Genomic DNA, 22894 nt, shown 5'->3' with positions numbered 1-22894 from the left:
TAAGGTAATTGGATAAGGTTATAATATGAATAAAGCTGTTGCAGATGATTATGAAGAAGTTGTTAACAATAGTGGTGGTTTAGGTAAAGCAGAATCTGTTGTTACTTTGGAGGAGGAAGAAGAGTTTTTTGATGCTATGGAAGCTGTTTCTAATGTAGAAGAAGGGAATAATTTAGGTCTTGCTACTTCAGAAGAGGAAGAAGAATTTTTTGATGCTGTGGAAGAACAAGAGCCGTTAGCTAATTTTAACGTTCCACTCAGTATATTTCATTATAAAGATTATAACTCTGATTTTTTTACTTCCTGGTATAATATATCAAGCGAAATATTTAAGGAAATAAATAGAACTTGCCCAGAAAAGAAAATATTAAATTTAGCTCTGTCAGTTTTAATGCTTCCTTATATTGCTTTTACTGCACTGGGATTAGTCGTATGCAGTAGATTTCAAGCAAACAGCAAGACACAAGACAGTGTAGGGGAAGATAAGACAAAAAAGAGTGAAACTGGCGTGCCAAAAAGATTGGCATATGGTGTTCTTGCTGCAATAGCAATTTTTGTTAATATGGCTGTACTTGTAGCCTTAGTTGTTCCTGCAACAATTGCTTTGGCTACTTTTTATCTTTTAAATAGAGATTTATCTCACTCTTTAGTTACTGCTCTTAAAATAAGTATGGGGCGGTATTCTAATAAGCATCAAAATATTGAGGTGTCTTTTCATGAAAAGGAAGTTACTGGACCAAATATTGCGTGGGATATGGAAATAGAATTTCCACCGCAATTTAAACGATTGCTTAGAGATTTGTATGAAAATGAAAATAACAAGTGGTTTGATGTGACGCGGAATTCAGAGCATAGCATCGTACTGAAATTGTCAACTAACATCAATTTAAAAAATGGTCTTAAGCCCTTACGCAATGAAATCAAGGATGTGCTTGCAACTTCTATTCAGGAATTTGCGAAGACTATGGAAGAACTGATAAAGCTAGAAAAGAAAGAGATTACATATGATAAATTGAAGGAATTATTGAACGAATTCAAGTCGAAAGTGGTAGATAGTATAGGTCCTAATTTGACAAGTCACTTAATACAAAGTGCTTATCAAGTTGCCTTTATACAAGCAATTAAGTTTCAGCGAGATAGACGGGGAGAAGATTTTTCGCTGGAAGATGAGATAAAAAATTCTTTAGTGAGACAGGAATTAGAGAGTTTAAGAGGAATAGGTCAAACAAGGTGTAACAATATATATAAGAAATTAAAAGAAATACATGAAAACAGTAGCTTAACAAATGACACCTTAAAAAGGGGGTTAGAAGACCTTTTTAAATTCGAATATGATGATCAAGAGATTGAGCGCAGGCTGATAAAATCAGTAATGAAAAAAGTTCAAGGTAAGTTAAGTCAATCAGATATACCGGATAAGGAGAAGCAAAGCCTAAGGAAGCAGCTTGAAGATTTAGAAAAAAAAGTAAAGGTTCCATCGGATAAGGAAGCTTCAGCTAAAATAAATGACTTTATAGAAAAGATGTATTTAGAAATAAAAAAATATAAAGTGCAAAGGTTACTTCGAGAACAAAAAAAGGGTGTTTTACGTTTATGCAAGAAATTAAGAAAATATGGTGAATCAGGTCTAGCAGAAATAATTGAAGCTTTTCGCGTGCAAGATGAAGGACATTTAGAAAAATCTACATTAGAACAAACACTCAAAGATCAAAATAAGCGTTTACAAGCTGAACAAAATAACAGGGAAAAAGGGCATCCGGGTACAAGATCAATAGAAGTGCTCTTAAAAAGGAATGAAGAAATTCTGAAAGCATTAAAACAGTTAGAATTAGGCAAAAAAGAATTATTGATAAATGAAGAAACAAAAAATGATTATAAAGAAGAACTAACGTCTCGTGAAAAAATAAAATTTGCAGTAATAGAAGATGATTTACTGAAGGTATTCAAGCTTGAAACTTTTGATGAAAAAGAAATCAAGAAGTTATTAGAAAGAGCAGAACTGGAGTACTGTTTAGCAGAAAAACGCATCAAATATCCTGTAATTAAAACAAAAGATAATATCAAACATTTTAGTCAAAATTTATTGTCTCCTTTGGTAGACAATTTGACAAAAAATATAATAAATAATATACCAGGAAATAGTGAAGGTTGTATACAGAAAGTTAAGAACTGGAGTAAAGTTATGTTTGGTGCAATAAAGATTGGAGCATCAAATGCTTATAAAGAGACTACAGAGAGAAAAGCGTTAAATGTGGCACATAATACTTATAAAGAAGGAGAGACATTTCTTCAATGTTTTCAGTCAAATTATGAAGGTATTGGAGCCTTTTTAGGTAATTTATTTTCTGATGATGGGGTAACATTTAAAAATGATGTGTGGCCTAAAATAGAAGAGCATTTGCATGGAATGTGGGATAGATTTTTCAAGGATATTGAATTCAATATTGGAAATAAATTGGATGAAGTAAGTGTGACACAGCAACGGCAGGAAACTATGATTGTGACTCAACGATAAGTTCTCAAAGTTCCTCCGGTATTTTCACATACTAAATTAACTATAGCACTTGATTCTTTTTGGATCTCTTTTTCAGTTAAAGTGTGGATTGGAGAGCAAAAAGTAACTGACAACGCTATAGACATCTTATTCGGTTCTATATTATTTCCATGGTATACATCGAATATCAAAACTTCTGTGATGAGCTCTGAGCTTTTTTTTATCACATTGATTATGTTACCTACTTCCACATCCTTATTTACTATAAATGCAAAATCACGTTTTACACTTTGGTATTTATAATCGATAAATTTCTTTCTACTTACAGGTAAATTTTCAATATTTTCTAGTATTACCTCAAAACCTACAACTTTTTGCTTGATATCAAAAAGATCTAATATATTAGGATGCAACTCTCCAAAATAACCTGCTACTTTATTCTTAAAAGAGAGAGTGCCTGACTTTCCTGGGTGGTAATGTTCTTTTTCTGCTTTCTCTATCGTTAAATTATCACAATTAACGTTAAAAAACTCCAAAGCTGCTATGCAATCAGCCTTTGCGTCAAAAACATCTACTTTCCTATCAGTATTATAATGGTTTCGCGGTAAATTATTTCCTGACCTAATTCCACTTAAAACATACTTAGACTGAGCTTCACCATCGTAAATCGGCCCGATTTCGAAGATTGCAAGATCAGATATTCCATGGGCAATATTATCAGCAGTAACTTGCAATAAATTTGGCATAATACTTGGTCTCATTATATTAAAGCTATTGTTAAACGGATTATCGATGATAAATAACTTATTCGAGTAACCAAATTTTTCAGCTGTTGATTCACTCATAAACGACCAGGTTAGCACTTCATGAAACCCTCTGTTTGTCATCAAAATACGCAAATTGTCGTATGTACTATCTACTTCTTCAACATTATTTGGTAGTGGTTCTTCTTTTATTTTGTCATAGCCGTATATCCTTGTTACTTCTTCGATTAGGTCAGCCGGTATTGTCACGTCCGGTCTCCAGCTTGGTACTTGTACATTCCAATTGCCTTCGGTTTTTTTATCAATACTAAACCCTAGTTTCGTTAAGATATCAAGCACCTCATCAGGCGATACAGACACACTTCCAAACTTGTTCACATCCTGATAATCAAAGCTCACCTTGGTGTCAGCACTATCTAAACTGCCAGCAGACACTACGCTTGAGGTTTCTCCACCACATAAGTCCAGAATCATTTTAGCTGCAAGGTTGAGTCCATCAAAAGTAAATTCAGGATCAACTGAACGTGCAAATCTGTAACTAGCGTCTGTGGAGATGCCGAGCTGCCTTGAAGATTTAGTAATAGAGATGGGATCGAACCAAGCAGACTCTAAAAAGATATCAGTAGTTTCAAGAGTACATTCACTGCACTTACCACCTATAATTCCAGCAATTCCATGAATATTTTTATCACCTGCAATAACGCTTATGTCTTTGTTTAATAAGTATTCTTTACCGTTCAAACCAGCAAATTTTTCTCCGTCGTTTGCTTTGCGTACTGTGAGCTCTCCTTCTATTTTTTTTGCATCATACGCGTGCATTGGGCGGCTGAAAGATATCATAATATAGTTCGTGATATCAACTATTGCAGAAATGGAGCGCATTCCTATCGATTCCAGCCTATCTTTTAACCATTTTGGGCTTTCTTGATTTTTTACATTGGCGATGTATATTCCACTAATAAAACTTTCCCCGTCAGTAACTTCAACATCGATTGGTGAATTTATGGAGCTGGTAAGTTGTGGAATGCTTAAAGTCTTTAATGTCCCAATTCCAGTTGCAGCAAGGTCGCGAGCTATTCCATAAATGCCTAAGCAATCTCCACGGTTTGGAGTAACATTTATATCAATTACAGGGTCACAATTGAAAAATTTATCCCCTACTTTATAATCATCGGAAAGCTCGATTATTCCTTCACTTTCCTCTTGAACCAGCGCAAGTTCAGAAGCAGAGCAGAGCATCCCTTCACTTAGCACTCCTCGTATTTTTGTGGGCTTGATTGTGAAATCACTTTCTGGCAATGTGCTACCAAGAGATGCAAGCACAGTTTTCATACCTTCTCTAACATTGTTTGCTCCGCAAACTATTTGTAGAATTTTACTTCCGTCATCTACTTTACATAATTTTAATTTATCAGCATTTGGATGAGGTACGACTTCTAATACCTCTGCAACGATAAACCCAGTCAATCTGGAATTATCGATCACATCTTCTACTTCTAACCCTATGTGAGTTAATTTATCGGTAATTTCTTCTAAACTAGCATTGGTTTCTAAGTACTCTAATAACCAAGATAATGTGAATTTCATGGACCTAAAAAGAAGTGAAAAAGTTATTGTAATATAAAATGTAGTGCTTTTAAAGCTTGTTGTAGTGGAATACTTCTACATCATTGTTTATGATGTAGAAGCTTTTGTAACTTTATATCTTCTTGCGAAGAGAAAGAATTTTTTCTATATCACCTTTTAAATCTATCTCCAGAAAGAATTTAAGACTTTCATAATCCCAGGCATCCTCATCAATGTTACCATCAAAAAAGAAGTGTATTATTGCATTGTTGAGTCCTATGTAATAATCGCGAGTATCTTCGTCAAGGAAACAATCTACTGATTCGATGTATCCGTTACCAAATTCCTGCTCCAAATTTAAAGGATGATTAGTGTTAATAAAATCTATTTCGTTCATTATATACCTCACTAAAAATTAAATTATAATCAAAATAAGATATTAAGTCAAGATATTGAATAATTTAACAAGATTAGTAAATTTTAAAATACAGAGCTGACTGTAATTAACATTCTAATTACATATTTTGTTAATATGTTAATGTTATAATAATACAGAGCCTTATCTTAATTCTTGACTTTGTCCTATAAAATTCATACTTTATTTACTGTTTATAATTCAGATTAAAATGGCACTAAATCCACTGGAACAGTTTAAGGTATATACAATAATAGAGTTACCTAGGTTATTTGGGTATGACGTAAGCTTTACCAATTCATCTTTTTTCACGATGATTTCGGTGATATTGATGATACTCTTTTTGCTTTTTGGAATAAAGAAGGGGTCAGTAATACCAGGATATTTGCAAGCTGCAGTTGAGTATGTATATGATTTTGTTATTTCAATAATAGAAAATAACACTGGAAGCAAAGGCTTGCAGCACATTCCATTGATATTCACAGTATTTATTTTCATTTTATCGTGTAATTTAGTTGGTGTTCTTCCTTATAGTTTCACGGTCACAAGTCATGTGATAGTCACCTTCGCTTTATCGATGGTGGTTTTTATTTATATAACGATTGTTGGATTTAAAGAAAGGGGAGTAGAATTTTTACGCATATTGCTACCAAAAGGAACTCCTTCGTGGCTTGCACCTATAATAATTATTATTAAGTTGTTTGCTTATTTAGTAAGGCCGGTTAGCCTATCAATAAGGCTTGCAGCAAATATGATTGCTGGTCATACAATCATCAAAGTGATAGCAGGGTTTATTGTAAATATGAACATATTTTTCACTCCTGCGCCGTTTTTGTTCATAATTGCATTGATAGGATTTGAAGTATTTGTTGCAATTTTACAAGCTTATATATTTACTATATTAACATGTGTATATTTGTCAGATGCAGTAAAGTAATTGACTTCCTTGTAGAATATTTTACAATTATATTATAAAGAAATAATTAAAGGTAATATATGGATTTAGTAGCTTTAAAATTTATAGCAATTGGTTTAGCTGTGTTTGGAATGCTCGGCGCTGGTTTAGGTATAGCTAATATCTTCTCTGCTATGTTAAATGGGATTGCGAGAAACCCTGAATCAGAAGGTAAAATGAAAAGTTATGTTTATATTGGTGCTGCCATGGTTGAAATCATGGGATTGCTTGCGTTTGTACTTGCAATGTTATTAATATTTGCTGCTTAACAGATGCCACAGCTTGATGTTTCAACCTTCTTTTCTCAAGTTTTTTGGTTTTTAATTTTTTTCTCTTCACTTTTTTTCGTAGTAAGTTGTTTATTTTTGCCAAAGTTAGATGAAATAATAAGCACTAGAAGTAAAGAAGTATTGGGTTCTTTTAATAGTTCTGTTCATCTTTTAAGACTTACGGAAGATCAGATTACCAAGTATAACGCAGCTTTAACCCAAGCTAGAATACAGGCAAAAAAAATCATAGATGATGCACTTGCTCAGGTAGAAGAAATGAGAGCTAATGTTAAGAATATATTAGAAGAGGAAGATAAAAAAAAGAGCAAGCTTATTGAAAAAAAAGTGGCAGAATTTAAATCTGAATATACTGATCAGTTAAAACAAATGGCTACTAGTATTGCTTTAATTTATTATACTAAATTGACTAATTCTGAAATTGAAGAGGAATTTATTGCTGACTTGGTGTCCAAAGAATTTTAGGGGTTTTTATGTCTACATCACTGATTATCGGTCTTGCCTTCTTGGTAAGTTTTGTCCTTTCGTATAAATTGCTAAAGAAAGTGATAAAAAATGCGCTTAACAATAAGCGTAACAAAAGCAAATTTTCAAGTGAAGAAACTGAAAAATTCAGGAAAGATATGTTGGAGTATTACAAAAAATCTTCTAAAAAATACAAAGAATTAGATGCAGAAGTTAATAAAATGATGAATGAAGCACTTGATAAAGCTAATAGTATCATTAAGCACAATAGACAGCAGCTAGATCAGACATTAGATGACAATGCCCATTCTAACTTGAAGAAAGTCACTGACCAAGTTGAAAAAGCTCTTGGAGATTTACAGGCTAACACAGCGAGTATAGCTGCTGATGCTGTAAAAAAAATAATGCATGAACGTAAAGATGATAAGCGTAGTAGCGAGGTCATATCTTCATTTTCACGTGACTTAAATAAAAAATTGCATTAGGTTTAATGCCTATACTTCAAGCTGATAATGTAGAAAAAATTAAGTTTGATTCTAGTTTGTGCAAAGAGCAAGAGAAACTTTTTTACTATAAATTTAATATAATTCCTTGGCAAAAATTAAATGATACTACTTTTTTTATGGTTGAAGACACAAGCCGAGATATCAACCGTTGGGTCGAAGCTCATTACGGCATTGACTATGTATTAATAAAAGTGGATAGCGAACAGATTTTAAATCTTCTTAACTCGCACTTTGGTATTTCAGAATTTGCAAGCAACTACTTATATTACAAGAATCCTAATTTTTCAGCTAAAAGCATTAAACTAAGCTCAATATTTTTTGCTTCTTTCTTTATTGTAACTTCAATTTTAACACTAACAGAGAAATATACATATTTTGCTTTGATGTTGATATTTATAATCGGATGTTCTAGTTATTTATTCAAGTTTATAGCTACAGTTTTTAGCTTATGTGAAACCTCTAATCAAAAAGTGGATTATAGTAAGCTGAATGAAGAAGATTTTCCTATATATACTATTTTATTGCCTGCTTTTAAAGAAAGTGCAGTGATAGAGCAATTGATCGAAAGCATTGAAAGTTTGGATTATCCAAAATCAAAATTAGATGTGAAGCTTCAGGTAGAAAGTGATGACCAAGAAACGCTAGCAGCTATAGAAAAGTACACTTTACCGCAGTATTTTGAAGTAATAAAAGTGCCTCATTCTTTGCCTAGAACAAAAGCCAAGTCATGCAATTATGCTATGAGCTTTGCTAGAGGAAAGTATGCAGTAATATATGATGCGGACGATAAACCAGACCCATTGCAGTTAAAAAAAGCACTGATTGAATTTAATAAGGACGACGATAAGCTTGCCTGTGTACAGGCGAAATTAAATTACTACAATTGTGATTATAATTTTCTCACAAAATTCTTTTCTCTGGAGTATATGAACTGGTTTCAATACTTATTGCCTGGATTCCAAAAAATGAACATGCCGATACCTTTGGGTGGTAGCAGTAATCATTTTTCAGTAAAAATTCTAAAAGAAGTGTTTTTCTGGGATGCTTATAGTGTTACCGAAGATGCTGACCTTGGTTTGAGACTTGCGCAAATGGGATATAAAACCAGGATGATTGACTCAGAAACATTGGAAGAGTCACCAATTGCTGTATTTGCTTGGATTAAGCAAAGAGCGCGCTGGATCAAAGGCTATATGCAAACTTATATTGTTCATTTAAAAAATATAAAGTCACTTTATAAACACACTGGATTTAAGGGAATTTTGCTATTGAATCTTTTTGTTGGCTCTGCAGCTTTTATATTTTTTACTACTCCATTTTTACTGCTTTCATTGATATTAACTAAAGTTTTAAATGAATTATTTTTGTACTACTTTGTAGTGGTATACGTTACTAACCTGATTCTTTTGGTAATAGCTGTCAAACAGCAAAAGATGCCTTTTTATTTTTATATAGTATCGATATTTTTTCCGGTCTATAGTCTGCTACATAGTGTTGCAGCTTTTCTTGCCTTATGGGAATTTATTCTTTACCCTGAGCGATGGAACAAAACTCAGCATGGTTTATGGAAGCAAAACCTGTAGCTATTTGGCTTTTTCTCTGCTCGGTCATGGTAATTCTCATGGTAGGGATTGGTGGATTTACCAGACTTTCAAAAGCAGGATTGTCAATCACGGAGTGGAAACCCATTACTGGAACATTACCACCACTGAGTGAACAAGACTGGCTACAAGAAAAATTAAAATACGAAGCTACACCTGAATATAAAGCACTTAACTATGGTATTAGTATGGAGGAGTTTCGCGCTATATACTTAATAGAATATGTACACAGATTGGTTGCAAGACTAACAGGTTTAGTTTTTGTCCTGCCATTTATATATTTTACATTAAGAAGAAAAATATCTAAAAAGGTAGTAATAAAGCTATTTGTGGCATTATTATTTGGAGCTTTACAAGCTTTTGCTGGTTGGTATATGGTAAAAAGCGGCTTGGTAGCCAAGCCTCATGTTAGCCACTATAGGCTCGCACTTCACTTATTATTAGCATTAATTATCTTTGCATTATTTTCATATCAATTTTTTGATTACCAAATCAGGCCAAAGCAAACTAAACTTAAGATTAGTTGTAACACCAAGTACTACGTAGGAATTATTTTAGTTCTGATCATGATACAAATAATTTTCGGCGCATTTGTTGCAGGATTAAATGCTGGTCTAATTTACAATACCTTTCCACTAATGGACGGACAAATCGTTCCAGAAGATTTATTTTTCTTACAGCCTACATGGCTGAATATCTTTGAGAACAGAGCGACAGTGCAATTTATACATCGAGCACTGGCATTGCTAATACTAACTTTGGTAGTAATACTCACAGTAAAAAATGCTAGCATAAAACCGGTATATATTATGCTGCTCTCCGTCGTCATTCAGATCATTTTAGGTGTAATTACTCTATTATTGCACATACCAATAGCCATTGCCATAGCTCATCAAGTGTTTTCATTTATCTTGTTTGGGTCAAGTTTGTACTTCTTATGTTATTTAAGAAAGCAGACTACATCACCAATCTGCACATTTTTTCCTTCTTGAACGGGAATATTTTTTATCACCATTGCTGCTTCAGCACATATGATATTTTCCATTTTCATTGCCTCCACCACAAATAAAGGTTGTCCTATTTCCACCTGATCTCCTACATTTACGTGCAATTTAACTAATAAACCAGATATTGGGGATTTTACAGCATCTGCTGAAATCCCTTCTGTTTCATTATTTAGCATTAACCTACTTAATTCAGCTACATGAGGCTTAAATATACAACACTCAGCTTTCATGCCTGCATGCCTTATGAAGTACTTGCTGCCTTGTCTTTCTATTTTAAGTGCTATATTGGTATCGTCATTAATTGTGATATATAGCAATCTATAACTTGATTTCCACTTGCCTATAACGGAGTATTTATTGTGATTATATACCGTTATTAATATATTATCTTGGTATTTTGCATTTACGGAGTACTCATTGTCATTTATATTCACTATGAATAAATCTCTTGCACGGTCACCTGCCATCCGAGTAGCTGATACTGGTGCCCCTTCTTTTTTACTAGATTCCAGTGTCACGCACTGGAATGACACCTGAGATGTTTCATTCACTGCTTTATGATGGTACCTTTCTTCATTTTCCAAATGAACATATAACGCAGTGAAAATAAATATTTTAATATACTCCTCTGTAACAAAATCGCCGTGAAACCCACTAGGGTAATGATCTGGAATGAATCTCGTATGGAGCTTTGCTGCGATAAAATTTGGGTGATGGAAGATGGATTCTAGAAATTCTATATTATTTGTTACTCCTTCTATATAGCATTCAGACAATGCTTTTTGCATTCTGCTGATCGCTTCTACTCTATCTTTTCCATATGTTATCACTTTGGCAATCATCGAATCATAGAACATGCTAATTTCTGAACCTGCAGCAACTCCATCATCTATTCTTACATAATCATTTTCACCCGGTTTATCGTAATATTTTATTCTTCCGCTGGAAGGGAAAAATTTCTTCGATGGGTCTTCAGCGCAAATTCTACTTTCTATTGCAGAACCAGTAAGTTTAATATCATCCTGATTGAATCTCAATTTCTCTCCACAGGAAGTTCTAATCATTTCTTCTACTATGTCTATTCCAGTTATAAATTCTGTTACTGGATGCTCAACTTGCAATCTCGTATTTACCTCAAGAAAATAGAAGTTTTGGTCTTTATCTACAACAAACTCAACAGTGCCTGCTGAAAAATAGCCAACTTGCTTTGCCAGAGAAACACATTGAACATACATTTTTTGTCTTACTTCTTCACTAATGAATGGACTTGGCGTTTCTTCTATTATTTTCTGATTATTCCTTTGTATCGAGCATTCTCTTTCTCCAAGACAAACTATATTGCCATATTTATCTGCTATGATTTGTATTTCAATATGTCTTGGCAACTCTATATATTTCTCTATAAAGATACTGCCATCCTTAAAACTTTTCTCTGCTTCATTTGTGGCTGATGTAAATGCTAGTTCAATTTCTTTTTTGGAGTTTACAATTCGCATTCCTTTGCCACCACCGCCTGATGCAGCTTTGAGCATAACGGGAAAACCGACCTCTTTAGCAACTTGAGCTGCGTGGGCAGCATCGCTGATCTTACCCATATATCCTGGCACTACATTCACTCCAGCTTTTCTTGCAGCTTCTTTTGCTGTTATTTTGTTGGCTGTAACTTCTATTGTTTCTGCACTGGGACCGATGAAGTCTATATTATGTTTTTGAAGAGCACGTGGAAAATCTGGATTCTCTGCTAAAAAACCATAGCCAGGATGAACTGCCTCAGCACCTGTTTCAACTGCTACTTCACATATTTTTTCAATGTTTAAATAACTGAGGCAAGATGGCGAAGGGCCGATATATCTTGACTCATCTGCTTGTCTTACATGCACAGAATTTACATCTGCATCCGAGTATATGCACACACAAGATATACCCATCTTATGGGCAGTTCTGATAATCCTGCAGGCAATCTCTCCTCTGTTTGCTATTAAAATCTTACTGTACTTCTTTTCTATCATCGTATGAGTATACTTTCTGAAGTTAAGAAAGTAAATTTCTATATCATTGCCTGCAAGTAATTTCTAGCTTCATCAAACACCTAAACTTTCTCCTGCAAGTTGTACATTAGCATTTTCCACTAAAGTGCTTTCGTTATGCAAGGCATGTATCTCGCTACATGCTTTAACTGACAGGTATGTGACTCCGCCAGAAGCTATTGCAACCATCGAGCTTAGTGCAAAAGATTGAGAAACTAAAAATAAAAAGTATAAAGACAAACATAAAGCAGCGATACATGCTATCGCTCCTATTATATATAAGCACAGGTGAAACTTCTGGTTACATATAAAGCTGTCTTTTATGCCTGCGATTTGCTTAATTTCTTTCTGTCGTGCAGCATTTAAGTAATAAAGAGGAGTTTCCCTCTTCTTATTAAAAGCATAGCCTTTACTGCAGAGCGCATCTTTAATATATTTTTTATTACATTTGAGTTCCTCTTTCAATCTGCTTACTTCTTTCCGATCTCCAGCTTCTTCTGCTTTCGTAATTTTGTTATTAGCTTCCTTCTCTAAGTCATTCACAATCTCTTGTACTGCAGGCAGCAAAATTCCACTTCTTGCTGCTTCATGAAATGGATTATCTCCATATTCATTATGCGCAGTTACAGAAGCAATGTTCTTCTTACAAATGTCTACAAATTTACCTTTGTTTTGTATTCTTGCAGCTAAATGCAGGAGATTACCTGCCTGTACTCTTTGTTTTGTTTTATCAAAAGGGCCGGTGTAACGCCAATTGATATTAGCTTCATTACCTGAAAGCAATTTTGCTATATCTACAAGTCCATCCATAACTCACCTCGCTATATTCAACCAATACTAAATTATACAACACAATTTATGAAAAACAAGTAAATTTTATCTCTCAGAACAAATAAATTCTAAATTGTTACAAACATAAATTTTAGCTATCATCATTTACATTACTGTAACAGACAAATATGCCAGGTATAGTCACGAGATTTGCTCCATCACCAACAGGATTTTTGCACATTGGAGGAGCTCGTACTGCGTTATTTAATTGGCTCTATGCAAAGCATCATGGTGGCAGGTTTTTGCTAAGAATTGAGGACACCGACAGAAAACGTTCAACACAAGAAGCAATTGATGCAATTATAGAAGGGCTAAGATGGCTCGGTATGAGCTATGATGGGGAAATAGTATATCAGTCAAAAAGAATAGAGCGGCATAAAGAAGTAGCAAACCTTTTAGTTGAAAAGGGTAGGGCGTATCACTGTTACTGCCCTGAAGATGAAGTTGCAGAAAAGAAGGCAAAAGCAAGAGAAGAGGGCAAGATATACAAGCATAAATGTACTACAAAACCTCCTTCTTGTCATCCAAGTAGCCGACACTGGAAAAATATGTGGTCACGCGCTGGAATGACATCGGGTGTGAGGTCAGTTGTCCGCTTTAAAGTGCCAGATTCGCAAGAGATCGTCATTGATGACAAAATATACGGCCAAATCAAAGTAAATAGCGACCAGCTTGATGATATAGTGATCTTACGCTCTGATAACACTCCAACATATATTTTTGCCGTGGTAGTTGACGATCATGATGCTGGAATAACTGATATAATACGTGGTTCTGACCATCTCACTAATACCTTTAAACATCTGCTAATATACCAGGCTCTTGATTTTGACATTCCACGCTTTGCACATGTGCCGCTTATCCATGGGGAAGATGGGAATAAGCTATCCAAAAGGCATGGTGCCACAAGCGTTTGCGATTATGAAAAGATGGGAATATTGCCAAAAGCGATGCGTAATTACTTGCTGAGACTTGGCTGGAGTCACGGCAACGATGAGATTATTAGCGATGAGCAAGCAATAGAGTGGTTTAATTTAGAAAGTATTGGTCGTTCACCTGCACGGCTCGATTTCAAAAAACTGGAGCATTTGAATAACCACTATATTAGTAATATGAGCAATGAAGATATTCTGACTCTAATGCTTAGAGAAAATACTCTAACTGACAAAAAAAAGGGCTATTTACTGCAGGGACTGACAGAGCTAAAAAAAAGAGCAAACTACCTGACCGAATTATTGGATTTAGCAAAATTTTATATTCAAGATCCGCCACTTGATTTAAGTGAAGAGGCTGAGCAAATTGTCAAATCTAACCTCGATATAATCAAGTTACTTGCGTCATTTCTGTCAAAGATCGGTGATGAAAATTGGAATAAGGGTTTTTTATCTTCTCAGATCAAGGAATGTGCAAAATTGCACGATATGAAAATAAGCGATGTATACCACTCATTACGCGCCCCTATAACTGGAGTAATGGATGCACCTGGAATCATTGATATCATGGTGATTCTTGGTAAAGATGAGTGTATAAGAAGGTTACAAGCAATTTAAATGAAATAAGAAAATTTCTTGACAAGCTTTGCCAGCCCCTTTATCATGACAGTGAAGCTATTGTATTTGCTTTCGCCAATCTGCAGATTAAAAGGTAAGGATTACTTAATGTATCGGCGTCTTATGTTTAATTTTTTGCAGTATATAGATACTGTATGTCTTTACAAAACTTCATCTACATCTAGATTTTTATCTAAATAAGCTGAACGCGCTTACAAAGCGTTACAAGACATCAAAAAATGCCAATACTCGACAAAGATAGTAAAAGACTAGCTAACTCGGGGATTCTTTGTCTTTTTTTCTGCTTGGTAAATTTCTTAAACATTTGCAGCGTAGGTTAGTTGCAATTAAAAGCAGCTGAATTTCGCTTGTCAAGCGTTTAAAACATAAAAAACGCCAATATTTTAAAGCGGATAATAACCACGGGGCTTCTTTTGCCTTTTTTTTCGTTTGGTAAATTTCTTAATGTTTATAGCTAAACGACAATCGTCATCCCGCTGCTTGTTAGCGGGATCTAGAGATACCGCGAATGAATCGCGGTATGACGGTTCGTGGCGGCATGACAATAAGCTCGTCATCCCGCTACGTGTTAGTGGCTGAGATACTGCGGCGGTATGACGTAGGATTGCTGTCATCCCGCTACTTGTTAGCGCCGCGGCGGCATGACGTCTTAACTATAGAAAACTTGTATAGATTTTTTCTACTTCTGTGATATCATAAGCCTGTAATGATAAAATAAGTAAATATGGATAAGTCAGCGTATGAGATCATAGAACATGAGTATGACGTGGTAGTAGTAGGTGCAGGTGGAGCAGGGCTCAGAGCAACGCTTGGGATGGCTGCAACTAATTTTTCAGTTGCCTGCATTTCTAAAATTTTCCCTACACGAAGTCATACAGTTGCAGCACAAGGCGGAATTAGTGCAGCTTTAGGTAATATCGGTGAAGACGATTGGCGCTGGCATGCATATGACACAATAAAAGGTTCAGACTGGCTTGGTGATCAAGATGCAATAGAATATATGTGTAAAAACGCTGCTAAAGCTGTTATTGAACTTGAAAATTTTGGCGTACCTTTTTCTCGTACAGAAGATGGCAAAATATACCAGCGTTCCTTTGGTGGAATGACAACTCACTTTGGTAAAGGAAAATCAGCGCAGCGCACTTGTGCGGCAGCAGATAAGACTGGGCACGCAATCCTTCACACTCTATATCAGCAGTGTCTTAAATTCAACGCTGAATTTTTTGTTGAATACTTTGTGATTGATTTAATTATGGATAGCGAAACATGCTGCGGAGTTCTTGCTTGGTCGCTATGCGACGGCACATTACATAGATTTCGTGCGCATAGAGTGGTGCTAGCAACAGGTGGATATGGACGTGTTTATTTCTCTGCAACAAGTGCGCATACCTGCACAGGTGATGGTAATGGCATGGTAGTAAGGGCTGGATTACCACTTGAAGATATGGAATTTGTACAATTTCATCCAACAGGAATATATGGCTCAGGGTGCTTGATGACAGAAGGATGCCGTGGTGAAGGGGGGTACCTCGTTAATTCTCAGGGCGAGAAGTTTATGGAACGTTACGCACCAAAAGCAAAAGATTTAGCTTCCCGTGATGTGGTAAGTCGCGCAATAACAATTGAAATTAGAGAGGGAAGGGGGGTTGGACCAAAAAAAGATCATATGTATTTAACTATAGCGCATCTTGATCCGGAAGTAATAAAACTCAGATTGCCGGGCATCAGCGAAACCGCAAGAACTTTTGCTGGAGTTGATGTCACTAAAGATCCAATACCGGTCATTCCGACTGTTCACTATAACATGGGTGGCATTCCAACCAATTATTATGGAGAAGTGATCACGCTGAAGCAAGGTAAGGAAGAGGTAGTAGATGGACTATTTGCAATTGGAGAAGCTGCGTGTGTCTCTGTGCACGGTGCAAATCGACTTGGCTCTAACTCGCTTCTTGATCTTGTGGTTTTTGGTAGAGCTGCAGCGCTCAGAGCAAAAGAGAAGCTAAAGTCCGGTACACCACATAAAAAATTGCATTCAGACTGCACAGACTGGATAGTAGATAGATTTAATAAAATGCGATTTGCTTCCGGTGGGCTAAAAGTAGCAAAAATACGCGGTGAAATGCAGAACACTATGCAAAAATACGCATCAGTTTTCCGTGTTGCTGAAGTTTTAGAAGAAGGCAAAAAAGCTATAAAAAAGGTAGCAAAAATGATGCCTGATATTTCACTTGAGGATCGCAGTATGATGTGGAACAGTGATTTAGTTGAAGCGCTGGAGCTTGCTAACATGATCCCACAAGCGGTTATTACCATGGAATGCGCAGCTAATCGCGAGGAAAGCAGAGGTGCACATGCTCGTGAAGACTTTCCTGAACGTGATGACAAAAACTGGATGAAGCACACTATAGCGTGGCTTGAAGAAAAGAAAGGGCAAATTAACGTAAAAATTGATTATAAAAAAGTGGCTGAAAAAACTCTGAGCGGTGAGATTGATTTCATAGCGCCAGAGAAGAGGGTTTATTAGTCAGCCCATCTAGCTTATTCATGAATTGACGTAGTATTGATACATCGCTCATTTTAGTAGCTGGGTTTTCTGTATGCTCTGATTGATCTGATGCTCTAGCATTAAGAGCATTTTCTAACTTTAAGTAAATAGGGTAACACATTGCACAAACCGCTATGGTCACCGATAAAGCGGCTGCAGCTATCATGTTTCCTGCTAAAGCACTAAATACTGTTGCAAAAATTAAACCTCCGAGTATCCATTTTACTGGAAGACTTATATTCTTACGAGCATTCTTCTTAGAAAAATGCTCTTCAAGTTCTTCTTGTGTTTCTGGGTCAGGGCTAACACCTGTTATATCTTTGATTCTTTTTGTAGTCTGATAATATTTTTGCTTACGATGCTCTTTAGGTATTGTTATATGGTCACTTTTATTCTCAGCACCATTTTGTAACAATTCTGCACAAAATTCAGCAGTATAATAATGTTTTGTGGGCCTTGATCTAACCCACCTAGAAAAGTCTTTTAACTTACTAGGTATCTTCTCTGTTTGTCTAATTAAAGCAACTTGCGCTGGATATTTATCATCTTTATTTTGAGCGTTTATAGCCTTATGCAATTTTTCTGAAGATATTACTCCTTTTTTTTCAAAATCTAATATTAACTTCAAATATTTGATTTTATATTCTCCTTTAAGTAAAGCAATGTGGTGTAAGGCATTATTTTTATTTGCACCTTCAAGGCTAATGTTCGCCCCCTCTTGCAATAGTTCTTTAAAAAGTTCTTTATCATTATTTTTAATTGCTAAATGTAACGGATAATCACTATTACTATTTGGAGTGTTTACAGTATGTGCCACAATTTCTTTAACTTTTGCTTCTGTCTTGATTTTTATTTCCTGCTTTAGCTCAGCCTTTTTAGCTAATTTCTTTAAAAATTTACAATAGTATTCATTTTGCCCCTTAGACAATTTTTTTAAGCTTTCCTCAGGTAATTCTAACTGATCATGGCTGGCTCCATGCTCTAACAATTTTGTAAGAAACTTAAGTGTGTTATCGTTATCTTGGATTGTGTGAGACTCATGTTTTTCTTTTGTTATCTTGTTAATTAGTGCCACCTGAAGAGGGGTCTGATTTTCACTATTAATGAGTTGTGCTAGATCTTTCTTGGTGACCGTTTTTATTAGAATACCTAGAAACTTGCGTTTCTGTTTCTTTTCCAACGATACGATAAGGTGTAAAATATTGTTTCCTTTTTCATCTTTTATGCTGCTAATATCCGTACAATCTTTTAGATATTTTTCAAATTTCCTGTTATTTCCATTTTTGATCGCTTTTAGTAATAGAGCATTGCTATTTGTTATTTCGTTGCTTTTCTCTACTTCTTGATCTTCATTTGCTGTATTAGGGTTACTGATTGAATGTTTCTCATAATCATCACCAGCATCGCTACTGTAGTCACTTTCAATTCCACTGTCCCTACGATCATTTTGGTTACAATATTTGCTATTATAAGTAATTTCTGAAATTGCTTGCTTTACTCGCTCTTTTGTTTCATTTGATATTTTTTTCGATCGTTCTATTGCTTTATCTAGCACTGGAAGGAAGCATTGGACATAATACCTATAATATTTTTCTTGTTCTCTAAGTGATTCTTCTAATTTAGTTAATACTTCAGGACTAGCATCTTTTTCAAATAACCTTTTACACTTCTTGAGGGTTCCATCTTGACCTCTTGGTTTTTCACGCTTGTGTTCTTCTTTTTTTACCTTTCTCTCTATAATGCCATACAATTGCTCGTCTTTTCTATCCTGCTCTTGCTTTTTATTTTTATCTATGCATTCACCTAATTTATCTGCATTAGTAGTTAGTGCAGTTATATCTATACCCATACTAAAACCTCAATATTAAAAGCTATTTAAGTTGTCAGCACTAAACTAACAACCAAGAAGTTTGACTTTTAAATTGAGCTAAACGTTGTATATGTGATCAAAATATAGGTGGAAAGGCAGAAAATTAATTTCTGTGAGAAAATTTGCCGTCATAGTTAAACCTCACTTGAACAGTTGCTACTATTTTAACCATTTAATCTTAAAAAATAATAAATATAGCTAAACTGTGAAATGTGCTATTGGCTAAAATAGGATAAGAAACTATAGCTGCAAATATCCAAATTGATGTTTTTATCAGTCTTCCAGACTTGGTTTTTCTTTTAGTTTTTTAAGTCTTTCTTTATTTAGTATGGAGCTTATCTCTTCTACACTTTTATCAATATCATCATTGATTATTACATAATCATATTTATCACGTTTGCTTATCTCTTTTTGAGCTTCGGCTAATCTGCGCTCTATTTCGCTTGCATCATCACTATTACGCTTTTGCAAACGCAACCTAAGCTCTTCCATTGAAGGGGGAAGTATAAAAACACTCACAACTTTTTTTCTCATGAGCTTGAATAAGTGAAATGCTCCTTGCCAGTCTATGCTGAGTAAAACGCTTATTCCACTGCTCAGGTTTTGCTCTATAAAATCTCTTGGTATACCATAAAAATTCTCAAAAACTTTGGCGTATTCAAGCATTTGGCCAGCTTTGCATAACTCGTGAAATTTTTCTTCGGTAACGAAAAAATAGTCTTTTCCATTTATTTCGCCGGGGCGAGGCTTGCGTGTAGTCATAGAAACAGACCTAACTAAATTAGTTGATTGCTCAAGTAATTTTGCTGATATAGTAGTTTTTCCAGCTCCAGAAGGGGAGGATAGAACCAATAATACGCCCTCACTTTTTACGGTCATTTTTCTTTGCATTTTTTAACATGGTGCTTTTTGGATCAGAGTTTAAAAAGCTAGAACCTTCTAAATTAGAATTTGATAAGTTGGTGCCAATGAGAGAAGAGTTATCAAAGACAGTATAGCGCAAATCGGTTTTTTCAAAATTTGCCTTATTCAAATTAACGTTTACAAACTTTGCTCTACTCAATGTTGAATTAGAAAAATCGGCATTTTCTAAATTCATATTCTTAAATTCAAAGTAAGAATAATTTACATTAAATTTTTCACCCTGTGATATTTTCTCTTGCAAATCTCCAATTGAAGTTATAGCATTTTCTAACCCTGCAAGTTTTTTCTGTCCTTGATTGTCAATCAAAATCGAATTATCAAACTTGCAATCTGTTAAATGAACATCAGCAACTGAACTTTTATATATGCTTGAAGAGTGAAAAGACATATCACTAATTGTTGAATTACTCAAATTGCTAAGAAAAAAACTAGTTTTCCTAAAGGCATTAGCGTGAAGCAAAGAAGATCTGAAATCGCTTTCAATAAAATTTGAATTAGTTACTTTTAAATTGGACCAACTCGAATTATCAGCTAATAAATTAAAGAATGTTGAATTTTCTATTTCACTGGAATCAATATTATGGCGAGAAAGTGTACTGTTATAAACTTGAGAGTCTTGGATTTTTATCTTATACATTGAAGTTGTAGAAAGGTCTGAATCTTCTATCTTCACATAGGTGAATAGTGAATGGTCAAAAAATGAGCCATTCATGTTAGAATTTGCAACTTTAGTATTATGAAACTTTCCGTGACGAATGTCAGCATTAGAGACATTAACTTGATGCAGTTCACTAAAACTAAAATCAATATTGGATAAATCAGCATCATGAAGATTTGCTTCAGAAACATATGCATGTTTTATCTTGGAACCATTTAGTATAGATTGAACAAAACTTGAATTATCGTCATTCACATAGGAAATTTGTGTGTTGCTTAAATCAGTTTCGTCGAAGTTACTGTTAATTATGATAGAAGAATTAAGGCAAGCATCGGAAAGATTGCTACCTGTAAAGTCTGATTCTTTTAACTCTGCACCATATATGTTAGCATTTTTTAATGAAGAAAATTGTATCTTTAATTTATATGCATCCACTCCAAAGAAACTTGCATTATCAAGGTTGTTTTTCTGCATAACAGTATCGTTTATTTCACTATCACTAAAATTTACGTGGCTAACATTCGAGTTTGATAAGTTGGAGAAATTCATTTTCACATTCGAGAAATTAGTATGCAAACCAATTACGTTGTGCATACTTACTTTTTTGAGATCGGAACTGATAAAATCAGCATAACTAACATTAGACTGATCAAATACGATATCTGTTAAGTTTGCAGAAACAAATTTTGTAAAACTCAAATTTGTACCTTTTATTTTAATGCCATGTAAATTAGCATTGGAAAAATTAGCACCACGTAAATCAACATCAATGAAAGACACATCGGATAAATCGGTGTTAGAAAAATCGGCACCAATCAGACTTACTCCATCAAAAACAGATTTACTTAGGTACAGTTGGTTAAAATTAGCTCCATTTAAGTTAGAACCAAAACCTTTCTTAAAATCTTCTGGCACGCCCTCTTTGTGGCACTGCACCAAAAATTCAGCAAAGTCTTTTTTACTGTAAGATACGTATTTTGCATCACGCAAAGCGTTTAAAAAATCACTAATCTGATTTTTTTCATCATTTGTTTCGTTTCCATAACATAAATGACCAACTAAAATTAATATCAAAAATCTAATCATCTTGCTTATCGCACTGTATTTCTTTCGTTTTCACAGCCCAATCGTACATTGCTGAGCTTTCTTTATTGTCTATTTTTCTATCCTCCAAAAGATGTGGCATCATTTCGGCAATCGCATTTATTATATTGATCTGCTTTTTTTCGATTGCTATATCAATTGGGGATTGAAAATTATTGTTAACTACTCTAAGATCAGCACCTTGTAATAAGAGAAAGCGCACTATGTCTACCTCACCTTGTTTAACTGAATAAATGAGAGGAGTATCACCCAATTTATTTCTAAACCTTAGTATCTCTTGAATTGTTAATCCAATTTTTTCTAGCTTACTTATTACTCCTCTTAAGCAAGTTAAGTTGTTCTTCTTAATGCAGTAAAAAAATTGCTTACTGTAATCATCAATAAACACAGTTGTAGGAAGATGCTCATTAAGGCTATCATATTGTCGTTTATATATTGACTTGCTTTGTATGTCTTTATGACCCCATTCTTTTATTGGTTCTCTGTTTAGCTTTGTCCATTTTTGTAAACTTTTCTTTTCACTTTGCTCTTCTTCATCTTTTTTAGTTATAGGTTTTACTCTATTGCGGTCCTTGGAATTACTGTTTGTTTCTTTCACTTTTTTTTCTTCAGACTGATTCTCTACTTTTTCTTTTTTTCCCTCTAATAATTGACTCGCATCACTTTTTGAAAGTTCATTATCTTTTATATCAATCTTCTGATCAGCTTGTAGATTTTTTTGCGGGTTAGCTGTATTCTCATTTAAATCAGCACTTAAAGGCAAAGGCTCTGGTTTCAAATCTTTATTCACTTCTTTATTGGCCACATTTGGTAAATTTTGAGCAAATTTGTCTGTGCTTCCTTCTAGCTGGTCATTTGGCAAATCTTTATCAATCCTTTCACCTTCACTTATAGTTTTTTCAACCACGAAAGCTTTGTTCTCGTTGTGTTGCAGTTTCTCTTTATCGGTAGTGCCGTCTAATCTTTTGCTCTCAGCCTCTTGTGTTTGTTTAGCATCGACGTTGCTTTTTAACTCATCTTTTTGATTTGTGCTATCTTGCTTCCTTACACCTACATTTTCGTTTTTATGAACTGATTCAATTTTCTTTTCTTCAAGCTGCTCTACGGCAAACAGGATGGGTGATCCGAATACGACAGCTAATAATATAAAATATAAAATATTCTTCATAAATATCCCAAGCATAAGCTTAATTAAAATGATACTATAATCAAATGATTAATCTACAGTAAAAAATGCCTTAGGATTTAATTTATAAAAAAACAATAGATTTTTTGTATCTGTTCAGGGGCATCGCAAATATTGA

The 22894-nt window shown here is 34.6% G+C and carries 17 protein-coding genes; 9 read left to right on the top strand and 8 right to left on the bottom strand.

From position 1 onward, the window contains the following. Nucleotides 1–25 precede the first annotated feature (25 nt). A complete protein-coding gene (locus ACFEL3_RS01850) occupies nt 26–2515 on the top strand; it encodes a hypothetical protein (protein ID WP_265039514.1) in 2490 nt (829 codons plus the stop codon). On the opposite strand, the gene pheT is transcribed toward ACFEL3_RS01850, so the two are convergent. Both pheT and ACFEL3_RS01840 read right to left on the bottom strand, forming a co-directional pair. Next, nucleotides 2506–4845 (bottom strand): phenylalanine--tRNA ligase subunit beta, encoded by a 2340-nt coding sequence (gene pheT, locus ACFEL3_RS01845; RefSeq protein WP_010962581.1) that lies wholly within the window; start codon nt 4843–4845, stop codon nt 2506–2508. The genes ACFEL3_RS01850 and pheT overlap by 10 nt on opposite strands. A 112-nt stretch (nt 4846–4957) precedes the next feature. After that, nucleotides 4958–5221: a hypothetical protein gene (locus ACFEL3_RS01840; protein WP_010962582.1), complete on the bottom strand. Its 264-nt coding sequence runs from the start codon at nt 5219–5221 to the stop codon at nt 4958–4960. A 229-nt stretch (nt 5222–5450) separates the two neighbouring features. Between ACFEL3_RS01840 and ACFEL3_RS01835 the strand changes: the two genes are divergently transcribed. From ACFEL3_RS01835 to ACFEL3_RS01810, 6 genes are read left to right on the top strand one after another with little or no spacing between them, the layout of a single operon-like run. Continuing rightward, nucleotides 5451–6176: a F0F1 ATP synthase subunit A gene (locus tag ACFEL3_RS01835; protein WP_022626288.1), complete on the top strand. Its 726-nt coding sequence runs from the start codon at nt 5451–5453 to the stop codon at nt 6174–6176. Between the two features lie 59 nt (nt 6177–6235). Then, entirely contained in the window at nt 6236–6463 is a 228-nt protein-coding gene (locus ACFEL3_RS01830) for a F0F1 ATP synthase subunit C (RefSeq protein ID WP_006014985.1), read from the top strand. A gap of 3 nt (nt 6464–6466) precedes the next feature. Beyond that, a complete protein-coding gene (locus tag ACFEL3_RS01825; protein ID WP_010962584.1) occupies nt 6467–6946 on the top strand; it encodes an ATP synthase F0 subunit B in 480 nt (159 codons plus the stop codon). Between the two features lie 8 nt (nt 6947–6954). Continuing rightward, nucleotides 6955–7431, top strand: coding sequence for a hypothetical protein (locus tag ACFEL3_RS01820; protein ID WP_070356812.1), 477 nt, complete (start codon nt 6955–6957; stop codon nt 7429–7431). Between the two features lie 5 nt (nt 7432–7436). Further along, nucleotides 7437–9035: a glycosyltransferase family 2 protein gene (locus ACFEL3_RS01815; protein WP_038198745.1), complete on the top strand. Its 1599-nt coding sequence runs from the start codon at nt 7437–7439 to the stop codon at nt 9033–9035. Beyond that, complete coding sequence (locus tag ACFEL3_RS01810) at nt 9017–10045, top strand: COX15/CtaA family protein (RefSeq protein WP_038198748.1); 1029 nt, start codon at nt 9017–9019, stop codon at nt 10043–10045. The genes ACFEL3_RS01815 and ACFEL3_RS01810 overlap by 19 nt, the downstream gene beginning before the upstream one ends. On the opposite strand, the gene ACFEL3_RS01805 is transcribed toward ACFEL3_RS01810, so the two are convergent. Then, on the bottom strand, nt 9994–12069 hold the full coding sequence (locus ACFEL3_RS01805) for an acetyl-CoA carboxylase biotin carboxylase subunit (protein WP_070356813.1): 2076 nt from the start codon (nt 12067–12069) through the stop codon (nt 9994–9996). The genes ACFEL3_RS01810 and ACFEL3_RS01805 overlap by 52 nt on opposite strands. 72 nt (nt 12070–12141) lie before the next feature. Beyond that, nucleotides 12142–12897, bottom strand: coding sequence for an ankyrin repeat domain-containing protein (locus ACFEL3_RS01800; RefSeq protein WP_265041282.1), 756 nt, complete (start codon nt 12895–12897; stop codon nt 12142–12144). A 149-nt stretch (nt 12898–13046) separates the two neighbouring features. On the opposite strand from ACFEL3_RS01800, the gene gltX reads away from it, so the two are divergent. Beyond that, the gene (gltX, locus tag ACFEL3_RS01795; protein ID WP_010962590.1) at nt 13047–14468 is read left to right on the top strand and encodes a glutamate--tRNA ligase; all 1422 of its coding nucleotides are present in this window, start codon (nt 13047–13049) and stop codon (nt 14466–14468) included. Nucleotides 14469–15213: 745 nt separating this feature from the next. Beyond that, nucleotides 15214–17013, top strand: a complete 1800-nt coding sequence (gene sdhA / locus ACFEL3_RS01790) for a succinate dehydrogenase flavoprotein subunit (RefSeq protein ID WP_010962592.1) — start codon at nt 15214–15216, stop codon at nt 17011–17013. Here sdhA and ACFEL3_RS01785 read toward each other — a convergent pair. The 4 genes from ACFEL3_RS01785 to ACFEL3_RS01770 all read right to left on the bottom strand — a co-directional run bounded on the left by ACFEL3_RS01785 (nt 16985) and on the right by ACFEL3_RS01770 (nt 22758). Then, nucleotides 16985–18883, bottom strand: a complete 1899-nt coding sequence (locus ACFEL3_RS01785) for an ankyrin repeat domain-containing protein (protein ID WP_038198760.1) — start codon at nt 18881–18883, stop codon at nt 16985–16987. The two genes, sdhA and ACFEL3_RS01785, sit on opposite strands and share 29 nt — an antisense overlap. Before the next feature lie 294 nt (nt 18884–19177). Continuing rightward, nucleotides 19178–19783: a guanylate kinase gene (gene gmk, locus ACFEL3_RS01780; RefSeq protein WP_022626283.1), complete on the bottom strand. Its 606-nt coding sequence runs from the start codon at nt 19781–19783 to the stop codon at nt 19178–19180. Next, nucleotides 19767–21572: a pentapeptide repeat-containing protein gene (locus ACFEL3_RS01775; RefSeq protein WP_070356815.1), complete on the bottom strand. Its 1806-nt coding sequence runs from the start codon at nt 21570–21572 to the stop codon at nt 19767–19769. The genes gmk and ACFEL3_RS01775 overlap by 17 nt, the downstream gene beginning before the upstream one ends. After that, the gene (locus ACFEL3_RS01770; RefSeq protein ID WP_070356816.1) at nt 21565–22758 is read right to left on the bottom strand and encodes an ankyrin repeat domain-containing protein; all 1194 of its coding nucleotides are present in this window, start codon (nt 22756–22758) and stop codon (nt 21565–21567) included. Before ACFEL3_RS01770 ends, ACFEL3_RS01775 begins: the two co-directional genes overlap by 8 nt. Nucleotides 22759–22894 lie beyond the last annotated feature (136 nt).

It is taken from the genome of Wolbachia endosymbiont (group A) of Opomyza germinationis (assembly GCF_964264765.1).
GTDB classification, from domain to species: Bacteria; Pseudomonadota; Alphaproteobacteria; order Rickettsiales; family Anaplasmataceae; genus Wolbachia; species Wolbachia pipientis.
The sequence above is the reverse complement of the archived record's forward strand: the minus strand, read 5'-3'. Positions and strand labels throughout refer to the sequence as shown.